Here is a 17,923-nt window from a genome sequence, read left to right as displayed (position 1 = left end):
CCGGCCCGGCTCAATGGGGGAAAGGGGGCAGTGCGCCCCATACGCGGGAATTGAATAAAAAACGATCAATTTTTAGCGGTGGAAGGCAGGTTGTTGATACGCCGAGGCTTCACCGGCCACGCCTGCCGGCCTCATGAGAAATCCGGGCTAGCTTTACCTCCGGTACTTCCTTGTTAAGTGATCCTATGATCTGAGGCTGATTGATATCAGATCGATCGAGATGAGACACAAATCGAGGGCTACATGCCCAATGCACTGAAGCATCCACTTTCATTTTTTGCCGATGGAGCTTTGGATAACCCTATCCAAACGGATGGAGCAGTCGTTGTGAGTTTGCGATGAGTGTTTTTGCGACGCTCGATGTCGCTCGAATCCGAGGTGTATCAAAGTTATGGAGTTTATGTTCGGAGCATAAACTCCATAATTTCAGTACAAATCCCGTCACTGCTCAGATGAGGGTGACGCCCAAGCGGTAGAAGGCGTAGAAGATCGTTGTGCCGATGTCAGAGTGATGCCGAAATATGTTGTGCGGATGTCTCAACGGCGTTTTCAGGTTACGGAAGTTACCGTTGGCAAACCGGATCTCAGCGCAAATTCTGGAGATCTCGACCAGCGCTTCGGCCTCGTTGTTGATTTCCACTAGAAGCCCTGAAATTTTCTCTTCACTGTACACGGTGTCTTTTCGAATTTTCTTGCGCTGTAGTTCAAACAGGTAGAAAGAGCGGCCCCTAATCTTGATGCGCGCAACCAAGATACCTCGACGGTGGTTAGCATTTTCTTTGTAAGAAAGCCATGTTCTATTCTTATCTTTGGGCGCTTCGGATGGGGTAAACGCCGCCAGTGTTAGTAATCTGAAGTCTTCGCTTTGCACGAAACCCTGACGCTCTGACTGCCACGCCAAGCTAGAGAAGCGGTTTTTGCCCAGGTGGTGTCGAAGCTTATCCCAAACAGTTTGAAGTGCGCCTCCATCACCCAAGACCCGCTTTGCGACAGCAGTGAATTTGCCGACGCCTTTGTTGTAGCCCTGCGGGTCTCCAGTGGAGAGCACCTTGGTCGTGCCCGGCGGGACCAGAATGGCCTTTTTCTTTGAAAGCGATCGCTCGTCAAATGAAACGGTATGGGGGCATTCCGGCCCGAGAATTTCAAACCCAGGATCGGGCTTTGACCATCGAGCAGATCCTTGATCGGGTTCCTGACGGTCGGTGATCAGAAACGGGTCCTGTGGCTTTTCCGTTTCAATCTTGACCCTCATCGTGTCGAGAAGGGTTGGATCTTGTTCAGAATCATCCTTGGAATATTTGACCCGGTTTATCTCGTAGGGATGATCCTGTGGCTGACTCATACCTGTGACTTCGTAGCACAGAAATGTGGTGCGATTGTTGATCCAGCGGCCACGAACCTTGACCTTTGCAGGGCCCTGGAACCACGGCTTAACCCGCAAACTCATTTCCTTCATGCGCTTGCCGTATGCATTGTCCAGTTCGGCGTAGAGCAGCTTGGCGGCCTCTTCGGTGTAATTGTTGTAAAGGGCGTATGCGAGAAACAGCCCATCGTCGTCAGGAACATTGGGATGTGGTTTTACAAGCCAGCTGTTGGGGTCTTTCTGGGTATCGGCATAGAGAAGCTCCCGCACCTTGGGCCATGGGTAGGTCGTCAGTATCCGCGCCATGTCCGACGTGCTGCCATAACACCGGTACAGAAATTCAATACAGGGGATCAGGAGGTTTTTGCCTTTCGGTAGGGGAAAGCTGAGAAACTCGGTCAGTGCCTTATCTGTTGGCTGGCTTCTAAGCGGATAATCGATCTTGAAATAGGGAACGGGTTGGTGATTGCCTTTGATACTGACGTAGGACCAGACACCTTCAGTGAAATCCACAGAAAACTCTTGGTCTTTACCCAGGTCCGTTTCGGCAATGCATTTTCCCCCTTGCCAAATGGTCCCCAGACGAAAGCTTCCCAGCCGGCTTACGCCGATCAACGCAGGCGTCACGCCGGCAGGCTCATCGTTGCGGTCTAAAAACCGAAAGATGACCTCCACAAAGGGAATGCTTTCAGCTTCGAAATTTTTTCTAATGCGCTCGTAAGACCAGACCACCACTGTTCCATTGCGGATGTGCTTGATGGCATCGCCATCTTCGGTAGTACAAAGGTTGTCGCGGGGAGGAACTCGCTTGATTCGATGAAACAATTCGCAACTCCGAATATGCAGGAGCATCACGCTCGTCGCTGATTAGTGGCTGACTAAGCGTGGACTCGTGCATATCGTCCTGATCATTTGAAGCTCCGTCAGAGGGGCTGTACGTTACCTGCAAAAAAGGATCAGCACCAAGTCGGCACCTCATGCATGCCGATCATTTTCTTTAGCATCTGTGAAACAGAGTCAGAACGACATCCCTTCCGATGCTTGAGCAAGAAGCTGCTCCACCTGACGGAATCCAACGGTTGTGGAGAGCATCTCAATCGAGCTTTTACCCAAGAAATGGGACTTCGGTTTTGACAGCCAGCGCAGAGCCTTGTCAGTGTCGCCAAAAAAGGACTCGGCTAAGGCAATGGTATGTGCCAGGCGAAACAGGTGGTCACTTTGACTCGCGGTTAATCGCTCACCTGTGGCCAGCTTTGTCGTAATAGTTGGGGTGGGAAGGATTGCGTCCAGAGTACCGGAGCTGATGAGCCCTAAGTCGCTCATTGCCGTAAGGGCGGTTGCCTCAAAGCCAGCGTCGATCATCTCGTGAATTTGCTGTGCAGTCGCGTCGACCGGGATATTGAGAAGAACATTCATACGGTTTCGGTAACTGTCATGAGCTTGAGCGCGTAAGACGTCGGTGCCCCTTGCAGACTCACGCTTCATGGCGCGTACGGGTGTCAGGATTATCGTGTCGCCGGCGACGGTGATAGCCAGCTCATCCCCGATGCCCAGACCCATTTCCTGCAACAGGGCGGGAGGTAAATCGACGATGACATCGTCACTGCCGTCTTGGGTGGCCTGGGTTTGAACGTACCAGTGTCTGTCTTTCTTCATATCATCCACCTGACGTGCAGTCTGCGATAAAGGATGCCCTATGCTCGCGCGTGCAACGGCATCTGTCATGGATAAAAAGAGCCTTCGCAGGATGCCGGGGCTTGAATGCGATCAGTGGTCCACTCGGTTTGAGCCCGAAGGCGCTGGCTGTGGCTCGCTCAACTCAAACTCAGTAAATCACTCAGCGTAATTCTCTGGCGCGTGCCCGTGCCGAGCAGCACGTACAAAGTATTTCTGGTAAAAAAGAGCCCTTCGTCCTCGTATCTCAGTTGAAACGTGCTGCGAACCCAGTCACCTCGGTTAAAGCGCTCGCGACTGTCGAGCACAACGTTGCGCGCATAGATCAGCACTGGTTCGAGGCCACGGGAGCGTAAGGCGTCGTAATCCTCGCCGCAGGATTCCAGCTCCAGCAAGGTCCAGTCCCGAACCAGGCAGTACGAATACTCGCCAAAATTGCTTTGTATAAAGTCGATTGCATCTTCAACTGACAAGTCGCATCCGTTGATGCTCTCTCCTTGCCCACTCAACAGTTGCTGTAGCCGTAAGAGATCCATTCGCGCAAGCCCCCCTTAGAGAATACTCGTTCGACTGAGCGCCGGCGGTTGTTCAGTGAGACCGCCGGAGTTACGTAGAGATGGTGATAGCGTGTATCGCCGATTGGCAAGCAGGCCTGTTGGGTGCCTCGTGATGCAGCGATGGCGTAGAGGATTGGGCGTCCTTTCCAATGCCGTCTCGGCATTTTTCAGTGTGCGTCCCCAGACCTGCCTGCGCGAGCCGTCCAGATGATCTCCGAACGGCCGGTACGCTACGCCCTAAACGCTACGCGCGATCACCACCTTCATCTGCGGCGTCCAGTAATTTCTCCAGTGCTTCATAGCCTTCGTCTCGGCGCATGAGAAAGCCGATGACATCGTCGGCATCGAATCTGAATGGCTCAGAATCCAGGACTGTCCTGAAAAACGTGTTTGCTAGAACGATACCGCCCTGATTCAGCCAAAGCTCTGCTTTTCTACCATCGAGTTGATCAAAAAATACCGATAAAACCGCAGTCGCCAATGGGCGCATTTCGCTGGACGATGAGGAAAGCTCCCAATGCCAGCGTCCCTTGGTAGGGCAAAACGTTGGGCTATCATCGCTCAGCATGTAGTTCCAATTGTTGCTTTCCCACATCCAAGGCGCGGGCTGAAGCAGAGTTGGGGGAGTGCCTTCTCTATAGACGGTCACTTCATGGTTTCGACCATTACCCCAAACTTCAACTGGTCGGGTCTGGAAATATTTTAGGGCGCGCTCGCGAAGTTTGAAGGCTGCCAGTCGAGCGTTGACGCCACTTTGCACCTGCGCAGGTGTCCTGCCCTCGGCCACTTCCATCACTGCCGTTCCGAGATCAATGTTCAGTTGATGCAGAGGTTGCAGATCTAGGTAGAGGCGTCCGATCAAAGGCTCAGGCAACTGGTCAGCACACCCCGCTTCCAGGATGACTGGCACAATCCGCACGCCCGGTTCATAAGCGATCTCGGCAAGCATTTTCAGCTCACGGTGCAACCCCGAACCTTTCTGTTGGGCGGCTCTGATGTAGTCCTGGTCACACAGGCATAAGATCTGGACTGGGCGCTTGGACAAGGCTTTAGCGATAACGCCATCGATTGAATCTCCGTAGGCGATGCTATCCCTATCCCAAAATACGTCATGGTTCCAACTTATTTGGGTGAGGACGCGCTGGCGTACCCACTCTTTGTTCTCAAACCCGTTGCCCCAGGCGTAGGAAATGAAGATGTGGCCACGGTTTTCTACTTCAGTCATTTTTCCAAGTCTTCTGTAACGAGGGAGCGACATCACCAGGTCGCCGGTCTGGGGTGACGAATGCGACGCACACGTCAACAGAAAGACCTTACCGAGGAATGATGAAGGCTAAAAGCCATCGTATTGGAAATTATTGAGCTTTATGGGGTGGTTGTTCGGGTAGCGCCTGATGGGTAGCGGATGAGGCGGCCAGCAAACAGCGTCAGTTGTGCACTGAGTCTCTGTTGGTGTTGCCAGTTACTTTGCTAGTTTCTGAATAGATCTCTACATATTTATTAATGGGCGAAAACAAGCTCACTTTGACGTGTCGGAAATTTCCGCCACTCCCGTCAGTGTTTATTGCCACGCCTAAAGTTAGTTTAAGGTCGAGTTCTCTATCGCGACGATCAATATTGTTTGTTTGCGTTATTAATAATGTTGATGTTTGAACGGTCTTTCAGCCCTATCGTTTTGGGTGCTTGGTGTCGCAGTTTCTACAGCTGCTGCCGCTCGTCGATTGGTTCAATAAAATCAAGGAAATTCGAGAGAAATACTGGACAAAAACCCACCATGGGCGATACTCTTACGTATAACTTAACGTAAGGAGTTTGAAATACTCTTTACGCTTCAAAATGGAATGGAGTCCTCATATGTTAGCTCGCAATGATTCAGCCTTTTAGTTGCACTGCTTAGGGCAGGAATTGGTTTCATGAGTTGACGACTCTGAGAAACAACCTTATGGCAGGATATATAAAATGGCGAATGGAAAAGTACTCAGGCAACTTGTAAAAGCGGGTGCTGTCGGAGATATGGCGGCGTTCCGTCGTGCATCTGAAGCTATCATCGAAGAAGAGCGCCAAAAGCAACATCACTTATTGGCAAATGATTTAGAGCAGATCCTTTATGGTGGGGATATGCATGTCCAGTCTGCACGTAAACCGCAGTTTACTGCGGACATTCCTGTGGACAAGGAACGTGGACTTCCTTTGCTTGATATCAGGCCACCCAAGCGCTCGTTGGAGGAGATCATCCTTCCCGAAAGCAGTGCCTCTATGATCGACGAGATGCTGGAAGAGCATCGACGCGCAGAGGTGCTTCGTAGCTATGGCATGAAGCCATCCGGCAAAGTGATTTTCTTTGGCCCGCCTGGATGCGGTAAGACCTTGGCTGCTGAAGTCATCGCTTTCGAACTGGATCGCCCGCTGGCAATTGTTCGTCTCGATGCATTGGTCTCCTCGTTTCTGGGTGAAACAGCCGCGAATTTACGCAAGGTCTTTGATTTCATTGCGAAACATCAGTTAATCGTTCTTTTCGACGAGTTTGATGCCATTGGTAAAGAGCGTGGTGATAGCGGTGAGCACGGCGAGCTACGCCGCGTAGTTAATGCGGTGTTGCAGATGATGGACGCCTACGACGGGCAAAGCCTTATTCTGGCAGCAACTAACCACGAAAATATTCTGGATTCGGCAATTTGGCGCCGGTTTGATGACGCCATTGAGTTTCCGCTGCCTGATCACAAGCAGCTGATGGCATTGTTACAGCTGAAGTTGCGTGGGACCCGTCGTCAGTTCGAACTGGATGATCCCGAGTTACTAAAAGAATTCGATGGAAAAAGCGGTGCGGATGTGGAACGTGTTGTCCGGCGCGCTGTGAAGCGTATGATATTGCGTAATCAGGAGTTCCTCACGATCAAAGAACTACGTAACGCACTGGTGCGGGAGGGACTCCGCAAGCACTAACCTGCTATCAAGGACGATGAATTGGCAACTTACAAACACCTGAGTTTTGAGCGCGAAAACCTGGACAATCGTCGTCGGACGAAAAATCCCCCCAAGTTCACCAAGCGCGATGACTTGCGGGGGCATGGCCAGAAGCTTAACGGCTATTTTGCGACGGCAGCGGGTGTTGCTGCAAAGCAGCACAAGTCTGCCGAGAACTCCCCGTTTGTATTCAAGTTGCAGTACGACGGCGCGATGACGTTTGAAAATCTCCAGAAGCATGGCCTGGAATTCATCAGTCAGGAGGGCAAGCAGGTTTGTGTGGTGTTCGCGACCGAGGCTGGCCTGGCCATCTTTCAAGACCACCTGAACAAGTTGGGCGTGCTCGGGCAGAATGTCAGCTACAAGCAGATTCTGGAAGCCATCGAGGGTATCGATGCGTGGTCCGCCGAGGACCGCAAAAGCTGGGCCTTACGCCATATCGGCCTTCCACACTCTGAAACATTCACACTGGACGTCGAACTCTGGCCACACCACGTCACCAATCATCCGGCACGCATTCGCCTTTGCGCCTCGTTCGAAAAGTGGCTGGCGGACAACGGCATCAAGACGATCCACAAGCTCAACTTCGACAGCTTGGTGATGTACCGCGTCGAGGTGAGTGATACTCAAGCACAAGGGCTGCTCAACCATAGTGACGTGCGCATGGTTGACCTAATTCCCCAGACTGGCATCTCTTACCCGCAGCTGAACCGTGACATTGCTCAGATCCCGGCAAACATTCCACGCCCTGCCGACGATGCGGCGCGGGTGTGCATCCTGGACAGCGGTATCAACACTAACCATCCGTTGCTTCGATCGGCAATTGCAGAAAGTGAGTCATTCGTGGCGGGTCAGGACGCATTCGATGAGGCTGGCCACGGGACAGCCGTCGCCGGGATTGCGCTTTATGGCGACGTAGAAGCCTGTGATCGAAGCAATTTCTGGAATCCGCAAATCTGGCTTTACAACGGTAAGGTCATGCGCAAATGCCCAGACACCCACAATGCTATTTATGACGAGCACACGGTAGAAGCGACGCTGACAGAAGCCGTTGAGCATTTCGTGGGACTGGGCTGCCGCATCTTCAATTTGTCGCTGGGAAATACCAATGCGCCTTACGACGGTACACACATTCGCGGTCTGGCCTACATCCTCGATGTGCTTGCGCGTAAACACAACGTGCTGTTTGTCGTTTCTACCGGCAACTTCATGGGCTCTGAGGATCCGGCCGTACCGATAAAAAGCTGGCGGGACGAGTATCCGGAATACCTGCTGCACGAACGCAGTGTCATCATTGACCCGGCACCTGCGTTGAATGTGCTGACCGTCGGCAGCATTTCCCGCCACGACGCCACTTTCGACAGCCAGCGACACCCCGAGATCCATCAGCTGTCTCCGGCATCGGAGAACCAACCCTCACCGTTCACCCGACATGGCCCGTCGGTGAAAGGGGCTCTAAAGCCGGAGTTGGTCGCTCATGGTGGCAACCTGGCGTGTCCGGTGCATTACAACAATCAGCAGTGGAAGACCGACATGCGCGGTCTGGGCGTGCTGACGATGAACCATCAGTTCCAAGGCAATACGCTGTTCAAGGAACTCAGTGGCACTAGTTTCTCTGCGCCTTACATCACTCATTTGGCAGGGCGTCTGCTCAATGAATACCCGGAGGCTTCAGCCAATCTTCTGCGAGCCATGCTCGTGAACCATGCGTCTCTGTCGAGCGAGGTGGAGAGCACTTTCTCGGAGGAGATGCGCAAGGGTTACAAAGCCAATAAAGCGACCTACAACCGCGAGATTTCCCGCGATGTGGGTGGATACGGCCAAGTGAGTGAAAGTGACTTGTTCCGATCCTCGGATCAATGCGTTGTATTGATGTGCGAAGAGAGCATCGAGAAGGATGCCTGCCAGTTTTATGAGCTGCCTCTTCCTGCTACCTACCTGCGCAAGACGCGGGGTCTTAGGGAGTTGTGCGTCACGCTGGCCTACTCGCCGGCAGTGCGTACCACTCGCCTGGACTATCTTGCGACCCAGATCAGTTTCCGTTTGGTCAAAGGGGCTTCCCTGGACGAGGTGCAGGGCTACTTCAACAGGGACAAGCAGGAGGAAAATGAGACCCGTAGTGACGACGCCGAGCCGAACCGGGATATCTCCGCTCAACTGAGAAGTCGAGGTACGGTGCAGTCATCCAAGTGGACCTTCAAGCAACGCAATCCTGCTGAGAAATGGTTTGTCGTCGTGATTCGTCAAGATCGGGAGTGGAATCACCCGGACGTATTGGACAAAGAACCCTATTCGCTCGTGGTGACAGTAGCTGATCGCGATAACGAGCGGGCTCAGTTGTACACAGAGATCCAAGCCCAGCTCGAACTGCAGCTCCAGGCACGAGAAGAGGCCCGGCAGCGGGCGGCATTTTAGTCGGTTGAAGCTGCGTTACTTCATGAGATGCTCTCTGTTGTAGAGACCGGACGTCGGGGAAGATGGGCTGACGATTTCCTCAAGGCACCGGTCTCTCAACCTGAGCGCCAGTCGATGGGCGCATCAGAAAAACTAAAGCCGGAACGATTTCTGTTGCGTGCCCCACTAGGCACAACTCACGGCAGCTCGGCTGCACAACTTGCACTGGATTGATGTGCACGACGTAAGCACCGGCTCGCAGAGCCATGGTTGGAATCTCTGCGGCCGGGAAGACCACCCCCGAAGTGCCGATCGACAGCAGAACATCGCAATTTTTTGTTGCAAGAACAGCCTTCTTCCAAGCCACCGCCGGCAGTTCTTCACCGAACCACACCACACCCGGGCGTAGTTTGCCGCGGCAGCGGGGACAGCGAGGCGGCTCGATCCTCATATCCTCACTAGCAATCGGTTCCTCGAACGAGAAGGCCGTTGGAGTCCTATGGCAGGCAAAGCATTTGGGCTGTTCCAAGCTACCGTGCAGATGGATTACATCCACTGCTCCAGCTCGCTCATGCAGGTCGTCGATGTTTTGCGTGATCACCGTTACATCTCGCGTCCATGTCAACTGCGCAATGGCTTGATGCGCAGCGTTGGGCACCGCTTGCGCGACTTGCGCCCGCCGCCATAGATACCATCCCCAGACTAATGCTGCGTCCTCGCGGAACGCGTTAGCTGTCTCCAGCTTCTCCGGATCCTGGCGCGCCCATATTCCGGTCAACGGATCGCGGAATGTGGGTATACCGCTTTCGGCCGAGATGCCCGCACCGGTAAATACCACGATCCGCTTCGCACCCCCGACCAGCGAGACTACGGCTTCGACAGTGCTGCTCATCTTCCCACCACCTACGGCGCTTGTCTGTGCCAATGACGGGATGCTTCCGGCGTTGCTCAATACACGCCATATTCAATGCGGCCCAGATAGTCTTTGATCCGCTGATAGCCATGGTCATCATCAATAACGCTGCAAGGCGGTTGATAATCCAGGCCACGGGCGGGTTCGTTGAACCATTGCTCGGCACGATCACAGCTGCCGAGCACCTCTGCCGCCTGTCCCAAGATCATGTATCGCCGTACTAGATATGCTTGGTGGTGGCTGCTTAGACAATTGACGTTAGTAAAAGTGTTCTTACCAATCGACCAATAGTAAGGTTTGGGTTGTACTTTTGAGTGCATCGTTGCCACCTGCGAATTGCGACATTCAGCAGGTTCAGCATACATCGGCACTTGGCATCCGAGCAGTACATCCCGTCGAGCAGGGAAGGTTCGTATGACATTACCTCGCGACTGTCGAACTGGCACAGTTTTGCAGTCGTTGCTCCACGATTTCGCAGTCAACAGGTGGGAATCCCATTGCAGAGCCCTTCCACAATTCGACTATTGGAGCTTTGTGATTACCTTGAGTCTCAAATACAGCGAGGATCGTGTGTGAGAGGGACTTGTAACTGGACTTCCTTCAAGCCGGGGCATGCGCGGGATCAGTGTTTCCGCCCCATACGCGGACTGCATACAGTGATCCGTCAGGATGGGGGCAAAAAGGGAGCATCATGACAACTCAGAAATTATCCATTTGCGATTTGCAGTTAAACGTTTCAATCCGTGGCCAGGGTTCACCGCTGCTTCTGCTCAACGGCATGGGTGGCTTAATCCGTGCGTTCGACCCTCTGCGAAATGAACTGACCGACTACACGACCATCACGTTGGACGTTCCCGGCGTCGGCAAATCGCAGACGCCGCGTTGGCCAATGCGTCTGCCGCGTTATGCCGATACGATCGCTCAGATGCTCAAGCAATTGGGGTTCGACCAGGTCGATGTATTCGGCGTGAGTTGGGGCGGTGCTTTGGCACAGGAATTCGCTCTACGTTATCCAAGCATGGTGCGTCGCTTGATACTCGCTGCGACCTCGGCCGGCCCAGCAATGTTGGTAAAACCCGCTGATATCTTGGATTTTTTTAGCATGGCTAAAAGCGCCAAACCGCATAAGCAAAAAGGCCGGCGCAATTCGACAAAGGCGCTTATGCATTTCGGGGTTGCGAATGGGATGCTCTCGGTTAATCCCCAAACCTATTACCGTCAATTCACGGCATTGGTCGGCTGGACGAGCCTGTTACGTCTGTTCCGCCTTCGCCAGCGGACGCTCATTCTCGCCGGCGATCGCGATCCGCTGGTGCGGCTTTATAACGGGCACATTTTGCGTCACGGCATTCGCCGTGCCGAACTGCATGTTCTGCGTGGCGAGGGTCATTTCTTCGTGTTGACCAGTGCTAAGCAAACCGCCGAAGTCATACGCGAATTCCTTGAGCGACCGCACGACGATAAAAAGCCCGCGATCGCCAACCTCACCTAACTGGCCACGTGAGCATTCAGCTTCAGTAGACCTCTGCGTAATTGCCCGCTCCCTCCGTTTTATACATCTCTGCAAACACCGGATTCTCGCAATCAATTTGGGCCGGTCTACAGGAATCACGCGTTTCGAACTGGGTTTGCTTAAGCTCCTTGCGTCGGCATCCTCCAGCCTTTCATTTGGATAACCTAAACTTCATCAGTGATGATGCTGACACCACCGGCTACGGATAGGTAGGCGCGTTTACATCCAACGGGTTAACTGACGCTCGATTAATTACCGTGAAAATGTGAACCAGTATCCGTTTCGGCCTTGAAAGCCAAACTTTTGTCGCCAGAAATGTATCGTCTTGATCGCAATGGCTCGAGAAATCCTAGGGCCTGCATCTGCCACTCAACACTACATGTCTTGCTTCGGGATACGACACTGGAGGAAATGAATGATTTCAACCCTGGAGCTGCGCAGAATCATTGAAGAGAGCTTTCGACCGCTGGAGTGCCAATGCACTTTAGTGACTGGAAATTCACTACAGGTCCGAGTGACTGATCCCGCGACGGGCAGCGTCGATCTGCTTGTCACTGGAATTTCGACGAATACATTGGTCAGTCCTCGGGCGATCTCAGAGCTGATTGCTGAGCTTCGGTACGATCTGGCGACCAACAAACAAAGAAACCTGTCGGGTATCGCTGCCACCCGTTGATAGTTGTAGGTGCCGAGGGCTTAGCCAATCCTAAGCCCTCATCGCGACTGCTAGGGCATTGGCGTTTCCGCCGGAGGCAGCGCGGCGGGCTTTTGGATGTCCTGCGTTACGGATGCAGTTTCCGTGCACTCAAGATTCACCTCTTCCTCTTCTCCCATCGTGCTGTAACGCTTGCGTAACTCACGCAGCTCCTTGGTATCCAGATGATCCAATGACATGAAGGCGTTCTGCGCGTCCTTTGTTGCTCGGATCAGTTCATCGAGTTTCAGGTGCAAGATGTCGTTATCCCTGTTCTGTGTGTTCTGGATGAGGAATACCATCAGGAAGGTGATGATCGTTGTTGACGTGTTGATGATCAGTTGCCAGGTGTCGTTGTAGTGAAAATACGGACCCGTTAACGCCCAAGCGATGATCAGCAGAATAGCTATCAGAAAGGTTTTCGAGCTGCCGGCCCAGTTCGAGAGTGCTTGGCAAAACTTTGCGAATTTCATGACCATAAATCCAAGTGGGAGATGCCATTTCGACCACGCAAACTCTATGAAATTCTTTGTTACATATGTCTTCTCTCTCCTCGCAATTCCTCCATCGGAAACGCTCCTAACTCTGATAGCGGTTGAGCTGACTGATCACGCAAAAGTTTGCGAAGCCTCCGAGGAAGGCCGACGACTGGCGATTAAAGTCTCAAAAAAAGTCATTCCGCGCCGCTTGTCGCCGTGACTGAAAACAAATTGCAATTACTCACACGGAATTCGCTTCAGATGTCTGTGAGCTCGCATTCGATCTTTCTCGAATGAGCATCGAGCCTCGTCTGACCTGAGGAGATTTGTCATGTTTCTACATAACAAGCGACTTCAATACACCGTGCGGGTTGCCGAGCCCAATCCAGGCTTGGCCAATCTGTTACTTGAACAATTTGGCGGCGCACAGGGAGAGCTCGCGGCGGCATCGCGATACTTCACCCAAGCGCTGGCCGAAGATGATCCGGGCCGTAAAGACCTGCTGATGGACATTGCGACAGAGGAGCTAAGCCACCTCGAAATCGTCGGCTCCATCATCGTTATGTTGAACAAGGGTGCCAAAGGCCGAATGGCCGAGGGCGTTGAAGAAGAAGGTGAGTTGTACCGGGCCATCAATGGTGCGGGCAACGATTCGCACATCACCAGCCTGCTGTATGGCGCCGGCGCACCGCTGACCAACTCCGCCGGCGTGCCTTGGTCGGCAGCCTATGTCGATACGATCGGTGAGCCGACGGCCGACTTCCGCTCCAACATTGCTGCCGAGGCTCGCGCAAAAATCGTCTATGAGCGGCTGATGAACGTGACGGACGATCCTGGCGTTAAAGAAGCACTGGGCTTTCTTATGACCCGCGAAATCGCCCACCAACTGTCCTTCGAAAAAGCACTCCACGCAATCCAGCCGAACTTCCCGCAGGGCAAGCTCCCCGGCATGCCGGAGTTCACCAACGTGTACTTCAACATGTCGCAAGGGGAAGGCAGCACCCGTGGTCCGTGGAACCAGGGCGACGATTGGGAGTACGTGGAAAACCCCGCGCCTGCCGTGGACGGCGGTGACGGTACCGCCAGTGTTCAACTAAGCGCTGAAGAAGAGGAACTGCTGCTGGATATGAAGGCACGAACCATGTCCGACCCGGACAGCAATCCTATCACCGGCGCCGATCTTGGCGCGGGTGTTCAGGGTGAACCGAACGCTTGATGACCAATACCGCACGCCACAACGGCGTGCGGTTTCTTTATCCATGCAATCCGAGGTACACGGCATGAATTCGAATACCGGCGTTTTCAACAATGACCTGGCGCAGTCCTTGTCCGATCGCTTCAACGCAACCGCTGCATCCTTTGATCGGACCGCTATGCGGATCGCCCAGACGTTGCGTCACTCGACCGCCAACGCCACAGGGAAACATCCAGCCGGACGATAGGAGGCGACATGTCACTTTCCTCATCGTCTGCGAGACCCTCACTGCGCAATTGGTTGGGCATGGCATCCAGTGGCGGTTGGCCTGGGGTGCTGTTTTGGTCGACGCTCCTGCTGGTCACTGGTTTGCTGTTGTTCAGTGGTTACTCGGCGCTGGTAGGGGCTGAAAAGGAAAATCTGCGTCTGGCGGCATTAGGAGGGTTGTCTGGATTCGCCGCGACCACCCTGGGCGCTGTGGTGGCGATCATCCTTCGCGATATTGCCTCGCGTACCCAAGACATCATGCTGGGGTTCGCCGCCGGCATGATGCTGGCAGCGAGCTCTTTCTCGTTGATTCTTCCGGGCATTGAGGCCGCTCAGGCACTGTGTGGAAACCAGCTACTGGCCGCCTGTGTTGTGGTGTTTGGACTGGCTCTGGGTGTGGCATTGATGATCGGTCTAGATCGTTTCGTGCCTCATGAGCATCAGGAAAGCGGCAGGCGCGGACCGGACTCTCAACGGTTCAATCGAGTGTGGTTGTTTGTCCTGGCCATCACCCTGCACAACCTGCCGGAGGGCATGGCCATCGGCGTCAGCTTTGCCAATGGCGATATGAAAGTGGGCCTGCCGCTGACGACGGCCATCGCCATTCAAGACATCCCGGAGGGGCTCGCCGTTGCACTGGCTTTGCGCGTCACCGGTATCTCTGCTTGGCGGGCGGCGTTGATCGCCATCGGTTCCGGTTTGATGGAACCCTTGGGCTCAGTGGTCGGACTCGGCGTATCGAGTGGTTTCGCCTTGGGTTATCCAATTGCCTTAGGTCTCGCAGCCGGCGCGATGATCTTTGTGGTGTCCCACGAAGTCATTCCTGAAACACACCGTAACGGCCACGAGACACCTGCGACCCTCGGTCTGATGTTGGGATTCGGGGTGATGATGTTCCTCGATACCGCACTGGGCTAATGGGATGAACACTTCATCCGGGAAGCGAAAAAATCTTGGAACGCCTCTTAAAAGAGCTTGGTCAGTTTTCATGATCACCACGATGGCGGACGAGCAATCCTCATCACGCCTCGGGTAAACATCCATTGACCAGAAGGAAGTTAGAAATGGCTAGGAAAACTGTTGAAGACTTGTTCATCCATGAACTCTCCGATGTTTACAGCGCCGAGAAACAGATCACCAAAGCGTTGCCGCGCCTAGCGCGGGCGGCGACCAATCCGCTGCTTGCTGAAGCCTTCACCTCGCACCTTGAAGAAACACAGGGCCAAATCGAACGTATCGATCAGCTGGTCGAGCTGACTGGACTGAAGCTCAAACGCATGAAGTGCGTTGCGATGGAGGGCCTGGTCGAGGAGTCCAAAGAGCTACTGGACGAAATCGACAAAGGTGCGGTGCTGGATGCAGCACTGATCGGCGCTGCGCAAAAGGTCGAGCACTACGAAATCGCCAGTTACGGCACGCTGATCGCGATGGCCAAGCACCTGAAACTCGACGATGCCGCTGCATTGCTGGAGGCCACCCTGGCTGAGGAGAAAGGCGCCGACGAGAAGCTGTCGAAGATCGCGGAGCAAGGCGGTAACCAGGCTGCGACCCTCGAGAAAAAATAAAGATTCAAATTGAGGCGGTAAGAACGCCACGGCGACTTTCGTTACCGTGGCGTTCTTTTAGCCAAGCTGACCTCGCCTTATCCAAGCCGGATACTTTATGGATCGCCGGTGCAGCGGTTGCCCTGCTTCTGGACCTTTATGGGCCATCCCACTGGAACACAAAAATAGATGATCATCGTTGCAGGTCATTTCTGAGGTAAACGCGTTGCCAAGAATCCTGACTTCACCGACCAGCGAGGCCGAGTTGACCGAACACAACGCCAAGATGTTCGGATCGCCCAAAGAACGGTTGGAATTTTATCGTCGCGAAATTCATTACGAGACCTCGATCCTGGCCAACCGGACTGACGCCTATCTGGCGGCGCAATCCTTTCTGGTCATCGCGTTCGCGTCCTGCATGGGGAATCTCAACCCTGAGTGGGGCAAGCTCTTCACGCTGATCGTGCCTCCCTTTCTCGCGCTGTTGGGATTACTCAGCACGCTCAACGCATGGCCCGGCATTCGGGCGGCCTACGACATCATCGATCATTGGTACTACAAGCAGAGCGAGCTATTGAGGAGCGAGCCGGTGATGGGCATGGCTTACGATGAATCACCGCTGTTTTGCGAGCGAGAGTCCACCCATAAGGGGTACCGAAAGGCGCTGTTGTTCTCGGTGCGCACCCCTTGGATTTTTGCAACGTTCTGGATCCTGCTGGGTTTCTGGTCGGTGCTCATCCAGCTCACGAAGCCGTTCGGTTAACCTTGAGGCCCCATGTACATGCTCACGTCCCCGGAGAATTTATGAGTTGACCGCGAATGCGCAGGAGATCCTGCTGCGCTTCGATACGCTTAGCATCGGCCTGCGCTTTCGCTTCAGTAAAGCGCTCCCAGGACACTGCACTGGTAGAGTCGCCCTCAAGCATGCTGTAGGCATGCGCCTCCAGCCGGTCCGCCTCGAGGAAAAGAGCTGCATTTCGCGCTAGCTCATCGTCGGTCGATGATACCGCTGATTGCGTTGTGTCTTGGGTCATATTGAAACTGCCTCCGTCCACGCTACTTTGGTGGTTTCCCGCCATCTCACATCTGTCACGCCGAACCTCTCAGCCATAGGCTTGCTGAACACCTTGAGCGGAGCCTTCCCCGGTTTTGGGATAGGCGCCAAATCCGCGTCGCAACATGCCCAATGCCAAGCATCCGCGTTTCGCATTTTGGGCGATCGAATGACGAACGACTTTGGCTTCCCGTGAAGCCGATATTCAATGACGTACAGATCAGTGCGATTCATGAGGCCCTCCTTTTGCTCATATGCAAAGGAGCGATGCGCTGCCGAAAAATTCCAAAAAAATATGTAGGAATGTGGCTGTCAATACACCTTGGTGCAAAGCGCTCCCTTCGAGAGGTATTTGTCCTCTGGTCGGCTCCTCTGAACTGTCTTCAAAGCAGTTGGCTCAACTGGCAAACCATGTCGCAGAGTCATCACCATGAACAGCTGCAAAATCCTTTTCTCTCCAGAGCAAGAGGCCAAGCTACGTGCCTACGATCGCTGGCATAGCGCAATGGATGATTGCACGCTGCGAATGGACTGCCCGGATGCTTACCACGACGAACTTTTGCGTCTAGCTGATGAAATGGATCGGTTGGGCGTCGTGACCTGGCAGGAATGGCGTGAGCTGCGTATTGAGGCCGATCAGGCTTATCTTCGTGCCGTCGCCGGCGCTGACTACCATGATTAGCACTACCAGCCGCGATGGGTGATCTGTGTAAAGCCATTGAAGAAGCTCGGCAATCCGCGCGATCACCGAAGCGCAGCGAGTCAGTTTTTACGCAACGGATAGCCTGGCTGTAAAACCGCTGCCACCGCCACGACAAAGTCATCCAATGACCACGGCTTTTGCAGGTACTGGGTCGAACGGGGGATAGTTGATGGCTCCAGCAAATAGCCAGAGATTAGGATGGATCCCGTGGAAGGCCACTTGCCCTTCACCATCTCGATAAATTCAGCACCCTGAATCTGTCCCGGTAATGCATGATCCACCACCACCAGAGGGCACGGCACATGCGCCTCAAGCAAATATGTCAAAGCATCGTCAGCTGTCTCAAAGGCTAGGGACTGTGCGCCGATTTCCTTCAGGATATCGCCCATGAGCATACGAAGCGTCGGATCGTCTTCAATCACGATGACTTTGCCAGAAATTGGCAGTAGACCTTCCCAAGTGAGCTTCAATCTCCGGATCCTTAACGTCTGCAGAGTTCAAAAGAAAATTCACGTCCGTCAGTGTAGTACCGGAACTGAATCGTCCAGGAATTAATACCCACCAGTCGACCGCCGCGGCATTGGAGACTTAGATCTACGACATGTTCCC

19 protein-coding genes are annotated in these 17,923 nt (G+C 53.7%); 9 read left to right on the top strand and 10 right to left on the bottom strand.

Annotated features, from left to right (window positions below; translation table 11 throughout):
* Window positions 1-448: 448 nt before the first annotated feature.
* The 4 genes from HXW87_RS02520 to HXW87_RS02505 all read right to left on the bottom strand — a co-directional run bounded on the left by HXW87_RS02520 (window position 449) and on the right by HXW87_RS02505 (window position 4,819).
* Entirely contained in the window at window positions 449-2,188 is a 1,740-nt protein-coding gene (locus HXW87_RS02520; protein ID WP_034139918.1) for a hypothetical protein, read from the bottom strand.
* A 192-nt stretch (window positions 2,189-2,380) separates the two neighbouring features.
* Complete coding sequence (locus HXW87_RS02515) at window positions 2,381-3,019, bottom strand: antitoxin Xre/MbcA/ParS toxin-binding domain-containing protein (protein WP_239778396.1); 639 nt, start codon at window positions 3,017-3,019, stop codon at window positions 2,381-2,383.
* A gap of 158 nt (window positions 3,020-3,177) precedes the next feature.
* Complete coding sequence (locus HXW87_RS02510; RefSeq protein WP_239778395.1) at window positions 3,178-3,510, bottom strand: hypothetical protein; 333 nt, start codon at window positions 3,508-3,510, stop codon at window positions 3,178-3,180.
* A gap of 328 nt (window positions 3,511-3,838) precedes the next feature.
* Window positions 3,839-4,819, bottom strand: coding sequence for a toll/interleukin-1 receptor domain-containing protein (locus tag HXW87_RS02505; protein ID WP_034139801.1), 981 nt, complete (start codon window positions 4,817-4,819; stop codon window positions 3,839-3,841).
* Between the two features lie 734 nt (window positions 4,820-5,553).
* Between HXW87_RS02505 and HXW87_RS02500 the strand changes: the two genes are divergently transcribed.
* Complete coding sequence (locus HXW87_RS02500) at window positions 5,554-6,537, top strand: ATP-binding protein (protein WP_034139800.1); 984 nt, start codon at window positions 5,554-5,556, stop codon at window positions 6,535-6,537.
* 21 nt (window positions 6,538-6,558) lie between these two features.
* Window positions 6,559-8,973: a S8 family peptidase gene (locus tag HXW87_RS02495; protein WP_182404530.1), complete on the top strand. Its 2,415-nt coding sequence runs from the start codon at window positions 6,559-6,561 to the stop codon at window positions 8,971-8,973.
* Window positions 8,974-9,052: 79 nt separating this feature from the next.
* Here HXW87_RS02495 and HXW87_RS02490 read toward each other — a convergent pair whose 3' ends face one another.
* Window positions 9,053-9,844, bottom strand: coding sequence for an NAD-dependent deacylase (locus tag HXW87_RS02490; protein ID WP_239778394.1), 792 nt, complete (start codon window positions 9,842-9,844; stop codon window positions 9,053-9,055).
* Between the two features lie 56 nt (window positions 9,845-9,900).
* On the bottom strand, window positions 9,901-10,185 hold the full coding sequence (locus tag HXW87_RS02485) for an MbcA/ParS/Xre antitoxin family protein (protein ID WP_176393372.1): 285 nt from the start codon (window positions 10,183-10,185) through the stop codon (window positions 9,901-9,903).
* Window positions 10,186-10,556: 371 nt separating this feature from the next.
* Between HXW87_RS02485 and HXW87_RS02480 the strand changes: the two genes are divergently transcribed.
* Window positions 10,557-11,357 carry an alpha/beta hydrolase gene (locus tag HXW87_RS02480; protein WP_052199022.1) on the top strand — a complete coding sequence of 267 codons (801 nt, stop codon included), beginning with the start codon at window positions 10,557-10,559 and terminating at the stop codon, window positions 11,355-11,357.
* Window positions 11,358-11,793: 436 nt separating this feature from the next.
* Window positions 11,794-12,054 carry a DUF1652 domain-containing protein gene (locus HXW87_RS02475; RefSeq protein ID WP_034139797.1) on the top strand — a complete coding sequence of 87 codons (261 nt, stop codon included), beginning with the start codon at window positions 11,794-11,796 and terminating at the stop codon, window positions 12,052-12,054.
* Between the two features lie 50 nt (window positions 12,055-12,104).
* Here the strand turns inward: HXW87_RS02475 and HXW87_RS02470 are convergent, their stop codons facing one another.
* Window positions 12,105-12,545 (bottom strand): low affinity iron permease family protein, encoded by a 441-nt coding sequence (locus HXW87_RS02470; protein ID WP_080761495.1) that lies wholly within the window; start codon window positions 12,543-12,545, stop codon window positions 12,105-12,107.
* 337 nt (window positions 12,546-12,882) lie between these two features.
* Here HXW87_RS02470 and HXW87_RS02465 point away from each other — a divergent pair, with 337 nt between their 5' ends.
* From HXW87_RS02465 to HXW87_RS02450, 4 genes are all read left to right on the top strand, one after another.
* Window positions 12,883-13,767, top strand: a complete 885-nt coding sequence (locus HXW87_RS02465; protein ID WP_034139796.1) for a manganese catalase family protein — start codon at window positions 12,883-12,885, stop codon at window positions 13,765-13,767.
* Window positions 13,768-14,001: 234 nt separating this feature from the next.
* A complete protein-coding gene (locus HXW87_RS02460) occupies window positions 14,002-14,931 on the top strand; it encodes a ZIP family metal transporter (protein ID WP_034139795.1) in 930 nt (309 codons plus the stop codon).
* A gap of 146 nt (window positions 14,932-15,077) precedes the next feature.
* On the top strand, window positions 15,078-15,578 hold the full coding sequence (locus HXW87_RS02455; protein WP_034139794.1) for a ferritin-like domain-containing protein: 501 nt from the start codon (window positions 15,078-15,080) through the stop codon (window positions 15,576-15,578).
* A gap of 205 nt (window positions 15,579-15,783) precedes the next feature.
* Window positions 15,784-16,320 (top strand): hypothetical protein, encoded by a 537-nt coding sequence (locus HXW87_RS02450; RefSeq protein ID WP_034139914.1) that lies wholly within the window; start codon window positions 15,784-15,786, stop codon window positions 16,318-16,320.
* Between the two features lie 22 nt (window positions 16,321-16,342).
* Here HXW87_RS02450 and HXW87_RS02445 read toward each other — a convergent pair whose 3' ends face one another.
* Both HXW87_RS02445 and HXW87_RS02440 read right to left on the bottom strand, forming a co-directional pair.
* Entirely contained in the window at window positions 16,343-16,591 is a 249-nt protein-coding gene (locus HXW87_RS02445) for a hypothetical protein (protein WP_052199021.1), read from the bottom strand.
* Window positions 16,588-16,845: a DUF6555 family protein gene (locus HXW87_RS02440; protein WP_034139792.1), complete on the bottom strand. Its 258-nt coding sequence runs from the start codon at window positions 16,843-16,845 to the stop codon at window positions 16,588-16,590. The genes HXW87_RS02445 and HXW87_RS02440 overlap by 4 nt, the downstream gene beginning before the upstream one ends.
* 196 nt (window positions 16,846-17,041) lie before the next feature.
* On the opposite strand from HXW87_RS02440, the gene HXW87_RS02435 reads away from it, so the two are divergent.
* Window positions 17,042-17,293 (top strand): hypothetical protein, encoded by a 252-nt coding sequence (locus HXW87_RS02435; protein ID WP_034139791.1) that lies wholly within the window; start codon window positions 17,042-17,044, stop codon window positions 17,291-17,293.
* Between the two features lie 80 nt (window positions 17,294-17,373).
* Here the strand turns inward: HXW87_RS02435 and HXW87_RS02430 are convergent, their stop codons facing one another.
* Window positions 17,374-17,784 carry a response regulator gene (locus HXW87_RS02430; RefSeq protein WP_034139790.1) on the bottom strand — a complete coding sequence of 137 codons (411 nt, stop codon included), beginning with the start codon at window positions 17,782-17,784 and terminating at the stop codon, window positions 17,374-17,376.
* Between the last annotated feature and the right edge of the window lie 139 nt (window positions 17,785-17,923).

Origin of the sequence: Pseudomonas sp. Y5-11 (genome assembly GCF_022368695.1) — a bacterium.
In the GTDB taxonomy this organism is placed as follows: Bacteria; Pseudomonadota; Gammaproteobacteria; order Pseudomonadales; family Pseudomonadaceae; genus Aquipseudomonas; species Aquipseudomonas parakoreensis.
The sequence above is the reverse complement of the archived record's forward strand: the minus strand, read 5'-3'. Positions and strand labels throughout refer to the sequence as shown.